We start from the raw sequence: 13,137 nt of genomic DNA on the forward strand, positions 1-13,137 counted from the left end.
AAATTTCAGTTACCCGGACAAAAGCGCTGATACCTATGACAATTTCTTCCCAATTCAAACGGACTTTCATTTACGCGCTGGGCAGTGGAATATTCCTGCTGGCGCTTCCTGCCGCTCAGGCGGACAACGGCCCCGTCGCTCCTCAGATTAACGCCAAATCCTGGGTGTTAATGGATTACAACAGCGGGAAAATCATCACTGAATCTAATCCTGATGCCCGTCTTGACCCGGCCAGTCTGAGTAAAATCATGGTCAGCTATGTGGTCGGGCAGGCGATCAAGTCCGGCAAAATCAAATCCGAAGATCTGGTTTCTGTCGGGAACGATGCCTGGGCAACCGGCAACCCGGTGCTGCGTGGCTCGTCACTGATGTTCCTCAAACCCGGTGACCGCGTGCCGGTATCTGAACTCAATAAAGGCATCGTCATTCAGTCGGGTAACGACGCCAGTATCGCGCTGGCCGATTATGTTGCGGGCAGTCAGGATTCATTCGTGAATCTGATGAACCGTTACGCTGAACAGCTGAAACTGCAAAATACGCATTTCAAAACCGTTCACGGACTCGATGCGGATGGTCAGTATACGTCCGCCACCGATATGGCGCTGCTTTCGCAGGCACTGATCCGTGATACGCCGGACGAATATGCGCTGCATAAAGAGAAAGAATTTACCTTTAACCACATCAAGCAGATCAACCGCAACCGCCTGTTGTGGAGCTCAAACCTGAACGTTGACGGTATCAAAACCGGCTACACCTCAGGCGCGGGTTATAACTTAGTGTCCTCTGCCAGCGATTCCACCGGCATGCGCCTGATTGCCGTAGTGATGGGCGCGCCAAGTGACCGCATCCGTTTCAGTGAAAGCGAAAGTCTGCTGACCTGGGGTTTCCGTTTTTACGAAACGCTGACGCCGATTAAAGCCGGTGATGCGTTTACCAGCCAGCGCGTCTGGTTTGGCGACGAAAAAATGGTGCCACTGGGTGTCGCAGAAAATGCGTCGCTGACCATGCCGAAAGGCCAGCTGAAGAATCTGAAAGCCAGCTTTAATCTGACCAATAAGCAGCTTGAAGCGCCGCTGGCGAAAAATCAGGTGGTGGGTACGGTAGATTTCAGTCTGGACGGTAAAGTCATTGAACAGCGTCCGCTGGTGGCATTGCAGGAAGTGAAAGAAACCGGCTTCATTGGTCGTATCTGGGACTTCGTGATGATGAAGATCAGCGGCTTGTGGGCCAGTATTTTTGGAAAGTGATCTTTTCGGACATAAAAAGCTGACCTAAAACTGAAATTAAAAACGAGGCCATCTCTGAGCCTCGTTTTTTGTGATTAATGCTTTTTGAAAAGACTTAGTTCTGCACCCAGCCTTTCTTAATCGGGAAGGCAAATCCGAAGCGGTAAGCTTTGCACATCAGCGCATTAATCTGCTCACCGAACAGGTTCCACACGAGTTGTGCGAACAGACAACCGAGCATTCCCACCAGCAATCCGCCAACCATATCCAGCGGCCAGTGAACGCCCAGATAGACCCGTGACCACGCGATCGCCACGGCGGTCACCATCAGTAATGCGCCGGACCACAGGCGGTGCCAGAACATGAACGACAGGGCGAAGGTGAAGATGGCCGTACCGTGATCGCTCGGGAAGGAGTCATCAGGTGAATGATGCAGGAAGTTATATCCGAAGCCTTCGACAAAAGGGCGAGCATGCGGGAAAAGTTCCGACAGGGCTTTGGCGGTGGCCATCGCGAACAACAGCGCAATGGCGGTTTTGCTGACCAGCTCGCGTTGCTGAACGATGTTCTCGCGCTGACCCCAAAGCCACAGTCCGACTATCAGCAAAGGGACAATGATGATCAGATCATTTGCCAGAAATGAGGCAAATTTGATCAGCGCCTCCGGCGAGGCCGGCGTCGCGTTAATCCAGAGAAAAACCAGATGGTTCAGCTGTTCCATTAAACTACCCTCGAATAAACAGGCCAAAATAGCCTTCAAAAAATTCTGATCAATCAGTAACAAAACCTTCATAAACGCTGGCTACGTTAAATTGCACTGTCACTGAGGTAAAGGGGGCATCGTCTGAATTTCCCGAGTCATTGAGTATCGGTATAGTTTCGCGATGAAATAGAGTGTAAAGATAAGAACTTAAGGAAGCCTTAAGCAGGCGGGAGGACGAGCCTCCCGGCAGTAATGCCTGACTGGAAATATGAAAGAAAAGATTTCAGAACGGGGGAGCTTAGGGTAAACAGTTAGCGTGGTTTTTGCACTGACATCAGGAACAGCATTGGCCGTTCGGCTTCTTCAGCCAGATCCGGATACGCCGCAATCTGCTCAGCAGAAGGGCCCCATTCATCAAAATGACGAATAATGAATCCAGCTTCAACCAATAAGTTGATATAAGTGCCGAGCTTTCTATGCTGCTTTATAACGCCTTGTGCAAACCAGTCGGTGATGCGCTGGCCTTCACGCTGATAGCCCTCCACCGGCCAGGTTTTATGACCTTGTCCGTTGAGCTCCCAGCCTGGCTCAGAGGGCGCGGTATACACCGGATGCTCGGCGGAAAAGACAAAATGCCCACCGGCTTCCAGCGCCTGAAAAATGGTGCGGAACAATGCGGGCAGGGCATCGATGTAATGCAAAGTCAGTGAACTGTAGATAAGGCTGAACGACGCATCGGGTAAAGTCAGCGTTTCCAGGTCACGTTTTTCATAACGGATTGCCATATCCGTAGTCATGGCACCGGCCTTTTCCAGCATTTTATCCGAAACATCCAGCCCGAGAACGTCACCCGCGCCCATTTCACGGGCAGCGCGGCAGAACCAGCCGTAGCCACAACCGAGATCGGCCACCCGCGCGCCGTTCATATCCGGCAGCATGGCCTTCAGCGATGGCCATTCCGGTGCGCCGTCGAGGCCGAACTGCGAACGTACGAGCCGGGCATAGCCATCAAAGAAGGCCTGATCATCGTAAATATTTTGCGTCATGAGAATGACTCCTATAAAAATACTCTTAATTGCCAATTCATTTTGGCCTGCACAGTGTAGTGAATCATTTTATGAGAGAGCAATGAAATGGAGATTCGTGAGGCCGTTTATGCCGATTTAAGCGTATTGCAGCGTCTCGGTTGCGAGACCTATCGCCATTATTTTGGTAGCTTGTGGCAAAATATTGATGAGCTGGATGCTTTTCTGGCCGATGATTTTGGTGATGAGGCGATGCGTCTCAGCCTGAACAGCCCGGAAAGCCGCTGGCTGGTGGTCGAGGAAAACGGCGGAGCAGTTGGATTTGCGCGGCTCGATTTTAATGTGCAGCCAGACACCGGTGTGACGACAGCATCTGGCGCTAAACTATGCAAACTGTACTTTCTGCCGGAAAGCCGCGCGCGTGGGATGGGGGCGAAACTTTTCGCAGCAGCGGAACGCGTGGCGCGCGACCACCAGCAACCCGTTCTCTGGCTGGATGTATTGCAGAGCAATCTGCCCGCTATCGGATTTTATCAGCGACAGGGCATGCATCAGCTGGCTGAAACTGCCTATGTCACAGCCACGCAGACGACAAAATTATGGATTATGAAAAAGGATATCAATGATTAAAATACGCCTGGGCGGCCTGTTTATTACACTGGAAGCGGGAGAAGATATTCCCTACGCGCCGGAATATTGTGAACATTACACTTATCTTTTCCATCCGGTGGAAGGCGGCTATGAAATCTTGCGTTACGACGCATATTCCGGCTGGCATAAACGCCCGGACCAGTTATTTGAAGACGGCCATCAGGCATTTGTATTTGCTTACCAGGCGTACGAAAGGGAATGGAATCAGACCGACGGGCGTTTAGGCGGTAAAGATCAGCATCTCGAACGGATTATGTAATAAATATTTGTACAAATAAATTCCTCAGCCTCCAATTTGGAGGCTTTTTTATGAGCGAAATTGCAACCCTGTTTTGGCAGGTATACAAAACATTACAATAAGAATTTTCGACGCCTGAGATTATGTTTTCATGCCATAGTCCCGCACCGAAATTATTATTATGCACATGAGATACTGTAAATATAATACTAATCTCAGACTTGATGTTGGTTATCTAATCTTTTGTTTTAACGCACTTTATTATTAGAAGTTGATGTTTTTTTAAACTTAAACAAATACCAAACGAAAACTATTTCAAATTTTTTCCAGTTGCAACGGAACTTATCATGGATTATTTTGACGCCCATCAGTTCCAGGCCTTAAGAAGAAAATATAACTTCACGGTGGACTGGTAATAAACTTGCCGGACGGCAATTTAGATAGCTTCCAAATAATCAAGGATATTGATGATGAAATTACGCGCGCTTTCTCTGGTAATTCCTGCTCTGATGATGGCCGGCACTGCTGGCGCTGCCGAAATCTATAATAAAGACGGCAACAAACTTGATCTGTTCGGTAAAGTCGACGGTCTGCATTATTTCTCCAATGATGACAGCACGGATGGCGACCAGTCATATATGCGTTTTGGCTTTCGCGGTGAAACTCAAATTAATAGCGAACTGACCGGTTACGGTGAGTGGGAATATCAGGCAGCCCTGAATTCCGCTGAAAGCGCTGATAATAACAATTTCACCCGTGTCGGCTTTGCTGGTCTGAAATTCGGCCAGTGGGGTTCACTGGATTACGGCCGTAACTATGGCGTGATGTACGACGTCGCTGCATGGACTGACGTATTGCCGGAGTTCGGCGGCGACACCTACGGTGCAGATAACTTCATGTTCCAGCGTGCCAACGGCGTGCTGACCTACCGTAACAAAGATTTCTTCGGTGTTGTTGATGGCCTGGACGTTGCTGTTCAGTATCAGGGCAAAAACGGCAGCGCGACCGAATCTAACAATGGCCGTGACGTTCTGGCTCAAAACGGTGACGGCTACGGCATGTCCCTGTCTTATGACTTGGGCGAAGGCTTCAGCGCCGCAGCAGCTATGATGGCTTCTGACCGCACCAATGAGCAAAATGGTCGCAATAATCCGGCAATCATCGGTAACGGCGATAAAGCGACTGCTTACAGCGGTGGCCTGAAATACGATGCCAACAACATCTATCTGGCCGCGATGTACACCCAGAGCTACAACGCAAACCGCTTCGGTAAAGCAGGCAGCACCGCTTACGGTTACGCAGATAAAGCACAGAACTTTGAAGCGGTAGCGCAATACCAGTTCGACTTCGGTCTGCGTCCGTCTATCGCGTATGTTCATTCCCACGCACGTGATATCCCTGGTTACAGCAATCAGAACCTGACTAAATATGTTGATGTTGGTGCGTCTTACTTCTTCAACAAAAATATGCTGACTTACGTTGATTACAAAATCAACCTGATGGACGACACCCGTCTGACCCGCGATGCCGGCATCAATACCGATGACGTTTTTGCTGTGGGTCTGGTTTATCAGTTCTGATAAACCGACGCTGCCCTTACTGAAGGCGCCTGCGTCTCATGTGTCTGAATCCCCTGCCGAAAGGTGGGGGATTTTCGTTTAACTTCTTCCTTTCTTCACTTTGATGGCTCAGGCATGATGGCGTGAACGTTCAACGACACCCTCAGAGATAAGAGAGCCGCTATGACCGATTTCGCCACACCTAATCTCCCTTCCCGAAACTTCAGCGCGACACAAGATTTCTATGCCAGTTTTGGCTTCCATACGACATATGTCGATGATGGCTGGCTGATCATGGTCCGTGGAGAAATTACGTTAGAATTTTTCCTGCACACCGAACTTGATCCACAGACCAGCTGGTTCAGTTGCTGTCTACGCGTCGATGACGCCGATGCCATGTTTGCTCACTTTAAAGCCGCAGGTATCGGCGAGGACCCTCATTCACGACCGTGCGTTCATCTGCCCCAAACCCAGTCAGGGATGAAAATGGGTGTCATGATTGATATTGATGGGACACTGGTGCGGGTGATTGAGAATGACAGGGAGTAACGAGGGATAAGCGATTGTTCTACAGCCAGAAAAGAAAAAACCCAACAATCTTGAACCTAACGAGGCGGGATTGCTGGGCTCTCCAAATTTGGGGACTTCAAAGAAAAGCAGTGGCATTAATTAAGACTGCGGCAGACTTTAAAAGTTCGTTCTATGTGGCAAAATTTTAAAAAAATTATTGATTTTTTTTTGCCACATTACAGTTCAATGAGTTACGTCATGCCCCTGGCCAGATGATGACGATCAACGTACCGGCAAGTGTCAGTAATACGTTAGCAATCGCGTAGGTTCCTGCATAACCGAGTGCCGGAATGTTGCTGCGTGCAGTATCACTGATGATTTCCATTGCCGGGGCACAAGTTCGTGCGCCCATGATGGCGCCGAAAAGCAACGCGCGGTTCATACGCAGAACATATGCCCCGAAGATAAAGCAGATCACCACCGGTACCAGACTGACAATCAGGCCGGAAACCAACATCTGGCCGCCAACCGCACCGAGGCCGTTATTGATGCCTGCACCGGCACTCAGCCCGACACCCGCCATAAACACCATCAGACCAAACTCTTTCACCATGTTCAGCGCACCCTGCGGGATATAGCCGAAAGTAGGGTGGTTGGCCCGCAGGAAGCCCAGCATGATCCCGGCGAACAGCAAGCCAGCCGCGTTCCCGATACCAAAACTGAAGTTTTTAAACTGGAAAGTGATAAGACCAATCATCAGCCCGACGATAAAGAAGGCGCAGAAGGCCAGCAAATCGGTGAGCTGGCTGTGTACGGAGATAAACCCGATACGTTCCGCCACGCTTTTCACGCGCTTTGCATCGCCGCTGACCTGCAACACATCGCCTTTATTGAGCACGATACTGTCGTCGATCGGCATTTCAATCTGGCTGCGTATCACGCGGTTCAGGAAGCAACCCTGATCGGTCAGATTCAGCTGGCTCAGACGTTTGCCGACGGCGTGATTATTTTTGACCACCACTTCTTCGGTCACGATGCGCATGTCGAGCAGGTCGCGGTCGAACACTTCCTTTCCGTTTCTAAAACTCGGATCAAGACGCGAATGCGCATCCGGATAACCCACCAGCGAGATTTCGTCGCCGACTTGTAATACAGCGTCACCGTCCGGCGTCGCCAGAATGCCATTGCGACGGATGCGTTCGATATAGCATCCGGTCTGGCGGTAAATCCCCAGTTCGCGCAGATTTTTGCCGTCCGCCCAAGCTACCAGCTCCTGTCCGACACGGTAGGCGCGGATCACCGGAAGATAGACTTTTCGTTTGCTGTCGGTATCCAGACCGCGTTCGCGTGCAATTTGCTGGGCGCTGGTCGGTAAATCCTGATGTTGTAGTTTTGGCAGATAACGCGCGCCGAAAATCAGGCTGACCAGCCCGATAAGATAGGTCAGGGCGTAGCCGAGACTCAGATTATCCAGCTCAGAACCGAGAAGATTATTGCCGCCCATGGTATTGCGCAGCGTATCCCCCGCACCGACCAGTACCGGAGTCGACGTCATGGAACCGGCGAGCATACCGGCGGTAAGGCCGATGTCCCAGCCGAAGAAACGTCCGAGTCCGAGGGCGAGTAACATGGCGCTGCCGACCATCACCAGCGCCAGCATGAAATAATTTTTGCCATCGCGGAAGAATATTGAAAAAAAGTTCGGTCCGGCTTCAACACCGACACAGAAAATAAACAGCATAAAGCCAAGGTTCAGTGCTTCGGTATTAATGCTGAAATGCTGCTGACCTAAAAGAAGCGAAACCACTAATACGCCAATAGAATTTCCGAGCTGGACAGAGCCCAGACGAATTTTCCCCAGGCACAAACCGAGTGCCAGAACCACAAATAATAACAGGATGTAATTCCCGTTTAACAAACTAGCGACGTTTATATTCACAAGGATAACTTATTGTTTACCAACAAATTCTTGATATAGGAGAATGTAAAGGATAAATTCAGAAACAGAAAATTCCTACTCACGCTGCCATCGCCTGATTAAGGCCGGTGTCAGGGCAAGGCGGCTTTCGGGCGTCATTTTAGTCATAGAAAGACCGTTCAGCCAGAGAAAAGGCCGTATAAATATTCTGAAAGCTTTTTTTGTGTTTCGCGGGAGTGCGTGACACCTCAGGGAAATGAGCCAGAAGGCTCTGACAGGTAATAAAGAACGCATTTTGTGCAGAGAACCTGTGAAAACTCGCCAGCTTTAAGGAGGAAGTAAAATGGCAATTTGGCGAAAGATAAAAGCACCCGCTACATGTTGCATATTATTTGTAATTGCTTTTATTTTTTTAAAAAATGGTTGGATAATTGTTAGCGATCAATTTCCGGGGCCTGAATACGGGCTGTTATTATTTCTTTTTCCTGGTGTAATGACTGCCTTATTATTTCGCGATACGGCGATATTTTCGACTTTGCTCGGAGCTTTTGCGGCAGTGCCTTTTTGCTTCACCCTGCGCTGGATTTACTACGTTCGCGTAAGACCTCCTGTCCAGGAAGTGGCCTATGCCGCCAGTGCGATTTTCTGGTGCGTGCTGGGTGCCATGTTTGTGGTGCTCGCCACAACCGCTTACCGGCACTATCTGACCAATAAAAAAGGCGCTCATTGAGCGCCTTTTTGCTGTGTGTATGTCTTTATTCTTTGCGGATCAGTTGCTGAACAGTGCCAGATTCTCTTTGGCATACGCTTCAAAATCAGTGCAACCGCCGATGTGTTTCTGATCCAGGAAAATCTGTGGAACCGTTTCAACAGGTTTGCCCACGGTTTTTTCCAGGTCGGCTTTAGTGATGCCTTCCGCGTGGATATCAATGTAACGGAAGTTGAAATCATCACGTTCTTCAGTCAGTTTTTCAGCCAACTCTTTAGCGCGCACGCAATAAGGACAGCCAGGACGCCCGAAAATTACTGCAAACATGGAGACTCCTTTGTTAATACCAGCAAGATAAATGAAAGGGGAGTGACTATTTTTGTTATCCACATCACCTTTTTGATGTCGCTACTATGCCTGTTGCAAACCATAAACAAAAGCAGGAATTACCTGTCAGTCCGATACCTTTGACCTATCCAAATGAACCTGCAGCTGTTTTTGGCTGCCACACATTGTTGCACCAATTGATGCCGCAAACCTTGCAAACGGTGCTCACAGCATGAATGATTGAGACAGTTTTCTCTTTACGTACATCGTTACTTACATCATTCAGGAATATTCAATGACGCCGACTATCGACCTTTTGCGCTCTCACCGTTCAATTCGTGCATTTACCGACCAGCCGGTTACCGAAGAACAACGCGAAGCCATTATTGGCGCTGCGCAATCCGCATCGACTTCCAGTTTCCTGCAATGCTCTTCTATTATTCGTGTCACCGATCCTGCACTGCGCGAAACGCTGGTGCAGTACACCGGCGGCCAAAAATATGTCGCCAGTGCGGCTGAATTTTGGGTCTTCTGCGCCGATTTCAACCGTAACTTGCAGATCAATCCCGAAGCGGAACTTGGTCTTGCCGAGCAGTTGCTGCTGGGCTGCGTGGATACTGCGCTTATGGCGCAAAATGCGATGATCGCGGCAGAATCGCTTGGTCTGGGCGGTGTATTTATCGGCGGGATCCGTAATCAGGTGGAAGATGTTGTGACGCTGCTGAAATTGCCAAAATTCGTCATGCCATTGTTTGGTTTTTGCATCGGTACTCCGGCGCAGGACCACCAGGTGAAACCACGTATGCCGCAGTCCATGCTGGTTCACGAAAACAGCTATCAGCCAGTGGATAAAGCGGTGCTGGCAGAATATGACGAAGCGTTGAGTGAATATTACTTACAGCGGGACAGCAATGCGCGTCGTGATACCTGGAGCGACCTGATTATGCGCACACTGAAAAAGGAACAGCGTCCGTTCATGCTGGACGCACTGCACAAGCAAGGTTGGGCAACACGCTAAAACGGCGACGGAGTGTCGGATGAAAATTGCAATTCTTTCCCGTGACGGGTCTTTGTATTCGTGTAAACGCCTGAAGGAAGCAGCAGAGTCCCGCGGGCATGAGATAGACATTATCGACCCGCTTTCCTGCTACATGAATATCAATCCTGCCGCGCCAAGTGTGCATTATCGCGGTCGTCAGCTTGATATTTATCAGGCGGTTATTCCTCGTATCGGCTCTGCGATCACTTTTTACGGCACCGCGGTGTTGCGCCAGTTTGAAATGCTGGGCAGTTTTCCGCTCAATGAATCGGTCGCTATCACCCGTGCGCGGGACAAATTGCGTTCTATGCAGATACTGGCCCGCGAATGCATTGATTTGCCGATCACTGGTTTTGCCAATGCGCCGGATGATACGTCGGATTTGATTGCGCTGGTCGGTGGCGCGCCGCTGGTGGTTAAACTGGTAGAGGGCACACAAGGCATCGGTGTGGTGCTGGCGGAAACCCGTCAGGCAGCGGAAAGCGTGATCGACGCGTTTCGGGGCCTGAACGCGCATATTCTGGTGCAGGAATATATTCGTGAAGCGCAGGGGCGCGATATTCGTTGTCTGGTCGTGGGCAAGAAAGTGGTGGCGGCGATTGAGCGTCAGGCCAAACCGGGCGATTTTCGCTCCAATCTCCATCGCGGCGGCACGGCGACGAAGGTCAAAATCACGCCACAAGAGAAAGACATTGCAGTGAAAGCCGCGCTGACGCTCGGGCTGGACGTTGCCGGTGTGGATATTTTGCGGGCAAACCGCGGCCCGCTGGTGATGGAAGTTAATGCGTCGCCGGGACTCGAAGGGATCGAAACGACCACCGGGCTGGATATCGCTGGCATGATGATTGACTACATTGAGCAAAGGGCGCGACCGGGATTTCGTCTTAAATCCGGCGGCTAATTCTTATTTCGCCGCGCTAATGTCCATCAATCCGGTATTGATCATAGCGCTGACCGGCAATATTCCGTAAGCTATGACCCCTTCGTAATGCCGTTCGCGTTACGAAGGGCTAGTTTTTTTCGTTGTGTTGAACTTGTGAGGCATTCTATGGATTCGCTCATCGTCCCTGATTTAGCGCTGCTGCGGCGCTGGCTGGATCAGCTGGGCATCTCTTTTTTCGAGTGTGATTCCTGTCAGGCTCTCCATTTGCCGCATATGCAGAATTTTGATGGCATTTTTGATGCCAAACTCGATATCGTAGACAACGTGATTTTGTTCTCTGCGCTGGCTGAAGTAAAACCGACGGCGCTGATCCCGCTGGTCGCTGACCTGAGCTCGATCAATGCCAGCTCACTGACTATTAAAGCGTTTGTTGATATTCAGGACGATAATCTGCCGAAACTGATTGTTTGCCAGTCGCTGACGATTGCGGTGGGCGTGACTGAAGAGCAATTTGCTTTCTTCCTGCAACAGGCAGAAGAGCAGATGTCGATGATTATTCTCGAAGCGCACGCCAATGACCTGCTGTTCCTGGGTGATGAAGAAGAAGGTGCGCCGGTCACTTCCGTGAATTTACCTTTGCTGCATTGATTTTGCGTCATCTGCCATTTCCCTGATGGCGGTTATTTCTGTAAAGACATTTTCCCCTTTGAAGATCCTTTTCTGCGAGCCGTGTTTATTGCGGCTCCGCTGCCTTTATTCGCTTTCGCCATAAGTTATGCTGGTATTGTGCCATTGTTGCCGGATATTTCACTTTGTTAAAAGGCAAAATGCCAGACGGTATAGACTAAATCTGCATAATTAATCGATAAACGCCGGTTTTGCTTCAGGAGGCTGGTACACGAGGGTTGCAGGCGCTATGCTTCTGACTCTGCATCAAGCGTGATTACGTCGTAAAACCAAACGGTTAATTCGCAGGCAGCGTATGCGTCAACGTTGAATGCCTATGCACATTCGTGGACGACAGTTGGCCTTAGTGTGAAAGGTTTTGTATCCATTCCCGTGATACAAATTCAATTTTATATTCCCCTGTCTTGGAGGTAGTAACGGATGTTCACCCTGCGTAAAAAGTGGTTATCGGGTGTTGTCGCCGGCCTGGTTATGGCTGCGTCCGTCACAGCGTCTGCGGAAGAAAAAACGCTGCACATCTATAACTGGTCTGATTATATCGCACCAAACACCGTGCCTGATTTCCAGAAGGAAACCGGCATTAAAGTAGTTTACGACGTGTTTGACTCCAACGAAGTGCTGGAAGGCAAACTGATGGCGGGCAGCACCGGTTTCGATCTGGTGGTGCCATCGGCCAGTTTCCTTGAGCGTCAGCTGGCGGCGGGCGTTTTCCAGCCTCTGGACAAGAGCAAACTGCCTAACTACAAAAATATGGATCCTGATCTGCTGAAGATGGTCGCACAGCACGATCCGGGTAACAAATACGCCATCCCTTATCTGTGGGCGACCACCGGTATTGGCTATAACGTCGATAAAGTGAAAGCGGTTCTGGGTAAAGATGCGCCAGTCGACAGCTGGGATTTAGTTCTCAAGCCTGAAAACTTAGAGAAACTGAAAAGCTGCGGCGTTTCCTTCCTTGATGCCCCGGCAGAAATTTACGCCACCGTGCTCAATTATCTGCATCTGGATCCGAACAGTACTAAAGCGTCCGATTACACCGGTGCGGCCAACGATCTGCTGCTGAAACTGCGTCCGAACATCCGTTACTTCCACTCTTCCCAGTACATCAACGATCTTGCGAATGGTGATATCTGTGTGGCGATTGGCTGGGCAGGGGATGTGATGCAGGCGTCTAACCGCGCGAAAGAAGCGAAGAATGGCGTGAACGTGGCGTACAGCATTCCCAAAGAAGGGGCTCTGGCCTTCTTCGACGTGTTTGCTATTCCAGCGGATGCCAAAAACCTCGATGAGGCTTATCAGTTCCTGAACTACCTGATGGAACCGAAAGTTATCGCGCAAATCAGTAACACCGTTTACTACGCCAGCGGCAACAAAGCCGCGACGCCACTGGTCAACGAAGATGTGCGTAACAACCCTGGCATTTATCCACCGGCAGACGTTCAGGCAAAACTTTTCACCCTGAAAGTTCAGGATCCGAAAATCGACCGCGTGATCACACGTTCGTGGACCAAGGTTAAAACCGGTAAATAAACCCGTCATACTTCAAGCTACAGATGCGTTGGCTGCGTTCGTTCCCCCGAATCACTTACTTGTGTAAGCCCATCGGGATTCGCTCACTTGCCGCCTTCCTGTAACTCGAATTATTTAGGGTTCAATCGTAAG

14 protein-coding genes are annotated in these 13,137 nt (G+C 50.0%); 10 read left to right on the forward strand and 4 right to left on the reverse strand.

Going from position 1 to position 13,137, the window contains the following annotated elements; translation table 11 throughout:
- Positions 1 to 35: 35 nt before the first annotated feature.
- Positions 36 to 1,247 carry a serine hydrolase gene (locus tag J1784_RS20465; protein ID WP_217150706.1) on the forward strand — a complete coding sequence of 404 codons (1,212 nt, stop codon included), beginning with the start codon at positions 36 to 38 and terminating at the stop codon, positions 1,245 to 1,247.
- Positions 1,248 to 1,341: 94 nt separating this feature from the next.
- Here the strand turns inward: J1784_RS20465 and ybjG are convergent, their stop codons facing one another.
- Both ybjG and J1784_RS20475 read right to left on the reverse strand, forming a co-directional pair.
- On the reverse strand, positions 1,342 to 1,947 hold the full coding sequence (gene ybjG / locus J1784_RS20470; protein WP_217150707.1) for an undecaprenyl-diphosphate phosphatase: 606 nt from the start codon (positions 1,945 to 1,947) through the stop codon (positions 1,342 to 1,344).
- Between the two features lie 293 nt (positions 1,948 to 2,240).
- The gene (locus J1784_RS20475) at positions 2,241 to 2,975 is read right to left on the reverse strand and encodes a class I SAM-dependent methyltransferase (RefSeq protein WP_217150708.1); all 735 of its coding nucleotides are present in this window, start codon (positions 2,973 to 2,975) and stop codon (positions 2,241 to 2,243) included.
- Between the two features lie 87 nt (positions 2,976 to 3,062).
- On the opposite strand from J1784_RS20475, the gene J1784_RS20480 reads away from it, so the two are divergent.
- The 4 genes from J1784_RS20480 (at position 3,063) to J1784_RS20495 (ending at position 5,951) form a co-directional block, all read left to right on the forward strand.
- Entirely contained in the window at positions 3,063 to 3,584 is a 522-nt protein-coding gene (locus tag J1784_RS20480; protein ID WP_217150709.1) for a GNAT family N-acetyltransferase, read from the forward strand.
- Entirely contained in the window at positions 3,577 to 3,864 is a 288-nt protein-coding gene (locus J1784_RS20485) for a hypothetical protein (protein ID WP_217150710.1), read from the forward strand. The genes J1784_RS20480 and J1784_RS20485 overlap by 8 nt, the downstream gene beginning before the upstream one ends.
- A 449-nt stretch (positions 3,865 to 4,313) precedes the next feature.
- Entirely contained in the window at positions 4,314 to 5,423 is a 1,110-nt protein-coding gene (gene ompC, locus J1784_RS20490) for a porin OmpC (protein WP_217150767.1), read from the forward strand.
- Between the two features lie 162 nt (positions 5,424 to 5,585).
- A complete protein-coding gene (locus J1784_RS20495; protein ID WP_217150711.1) occupies positions 5,586 to 5,951 on the forward strand; it encodes a bleomycin resistance protein in 366 nt (121 codons plus the stop codon).
- A 217-nt stretch (positions 5,952 to 6,168) separates the two neighbouring features.
- Here the strand turns inward: J1784_RS20495 and J1784_RS20500 are convergent, their stop codons facing one another.
- Positions 6,169 to 7,851, reverse strand: a complete 1,683-nt coding sequence (locus tag J1784_RS20500) for an aspartate:alanine antiporter (RefSeq protein WP_217150712.1) — start codon at positions 7,849 to 7,851, stop codon at positions 6,169 to 6,171.
- A 322-nt stretch (positions 7,852 to 8,173) separates the two neighbouring features.
- Here J1784_RS20500 and ybjM point away from each other — a divergent pair, with 322 nt between their 5' ends.
- A complete protein-coding gene (ybjM, locus tag J1784_RS20505; protein ID WP_217150713.1) occupies positions 8,174 to 8,560 on the forward strand; it encodes an inner membrane protein YbjM in 387 nt (128 codons plus the stop codon).
- 39 nt (positions 8,561 to 8,599) lie between these two features.
- Here ybjM and J1784_RS20510 read toward each other — a convergent pair whose 3' ends face one another.
- On the reverse strand, positions 8,600 to 8,866 hold the full coding sequence (locus J1784_RS20510) for a GrxA family glutaredoxin (RefSeq protein ID WP_120130989.1): 267 nt from the start codon (positions 8,864 to 8,866) through the stop codon (positions 8,600 to 8,602).
- A 295-nt stretch (positions 8,867 to 9,161) separates the two neighbouring features.
- Between J1784_RS20510 and nfsA the strand changes: the two genes are divergently transcribed.
- The 4 genes from nfsA (at position 9,162) to potF (ending at position 13,005) form a co-directional block, all read left to right on the forward strand.
- On the forward strand, positions 9,162 to 9,884 hold the full coding sequence (gene nfsA / locus J1784_RS20515; protein ID WP_217150714.1) for an oxygen-insensitive NADPH nitroreductase: 723 nt from the start codon (positions 9,162 to 9,164) through the stop codon (positions 9,882 to 9,884).
- Between the two features lie 19 nt (positions 9,885 to 9,903).
- Positions 9,904 to 10,806: a 30S ribosomal protein S6--L-glutamate ligase gene (gene rimK, locus J1784_RS20520; RefSeq protein WP_217150715.1), complete on the forward strand. Its 903-nt coding sequence runs from the start codon at positions 9,904 to 9,906 to the stop codon at positions 10,804 to 10,806.
- A gap of 147 nt (positions 10,807 to 10,953) precedes the next feature.
- Positions 10,954 to 11,436 carry a type III secretion system chaperone family protein gene (locus J1784_RS20525; RefSeq protein ID WP_120506756.1) on the forward strand — a complete coding sequence of 161 codons (483 nt, stop codon included), beginning with the start codon at positions 10,954 to 10,956 and terminating at the stop codon, positions 11,434 to 11,436.
- A 459-nt stretch (positions 11,437 to 11,895) separates the two neighbouring features.
- Positions 11,896 to 13,005: a spermidine/putrescine ABC transporter substrate-binding protein PotF gene (gene potF, locus J1784_RS20530; protein ID WP_112289375.1), complete on the forward strand. Its 1,110-nt coding sequence runs from the start codon at positions 11,896 to 11,898 to the stop codon at positions 13,003 to 13,005.
- The last annotated feature ends 132 nt before the right edge of the window (positions 13,006 to 13,137 follow it).

Source organism: Rahnella ecdela, assembly GCF_019049625.1.
Taxonomy (GTDB): Bacteria; Pseudomonadota; Gammaproteobacteria; order Enterobacterales; family Enterobacteriaceae; genus Rahnella; species Rahnella ecdela.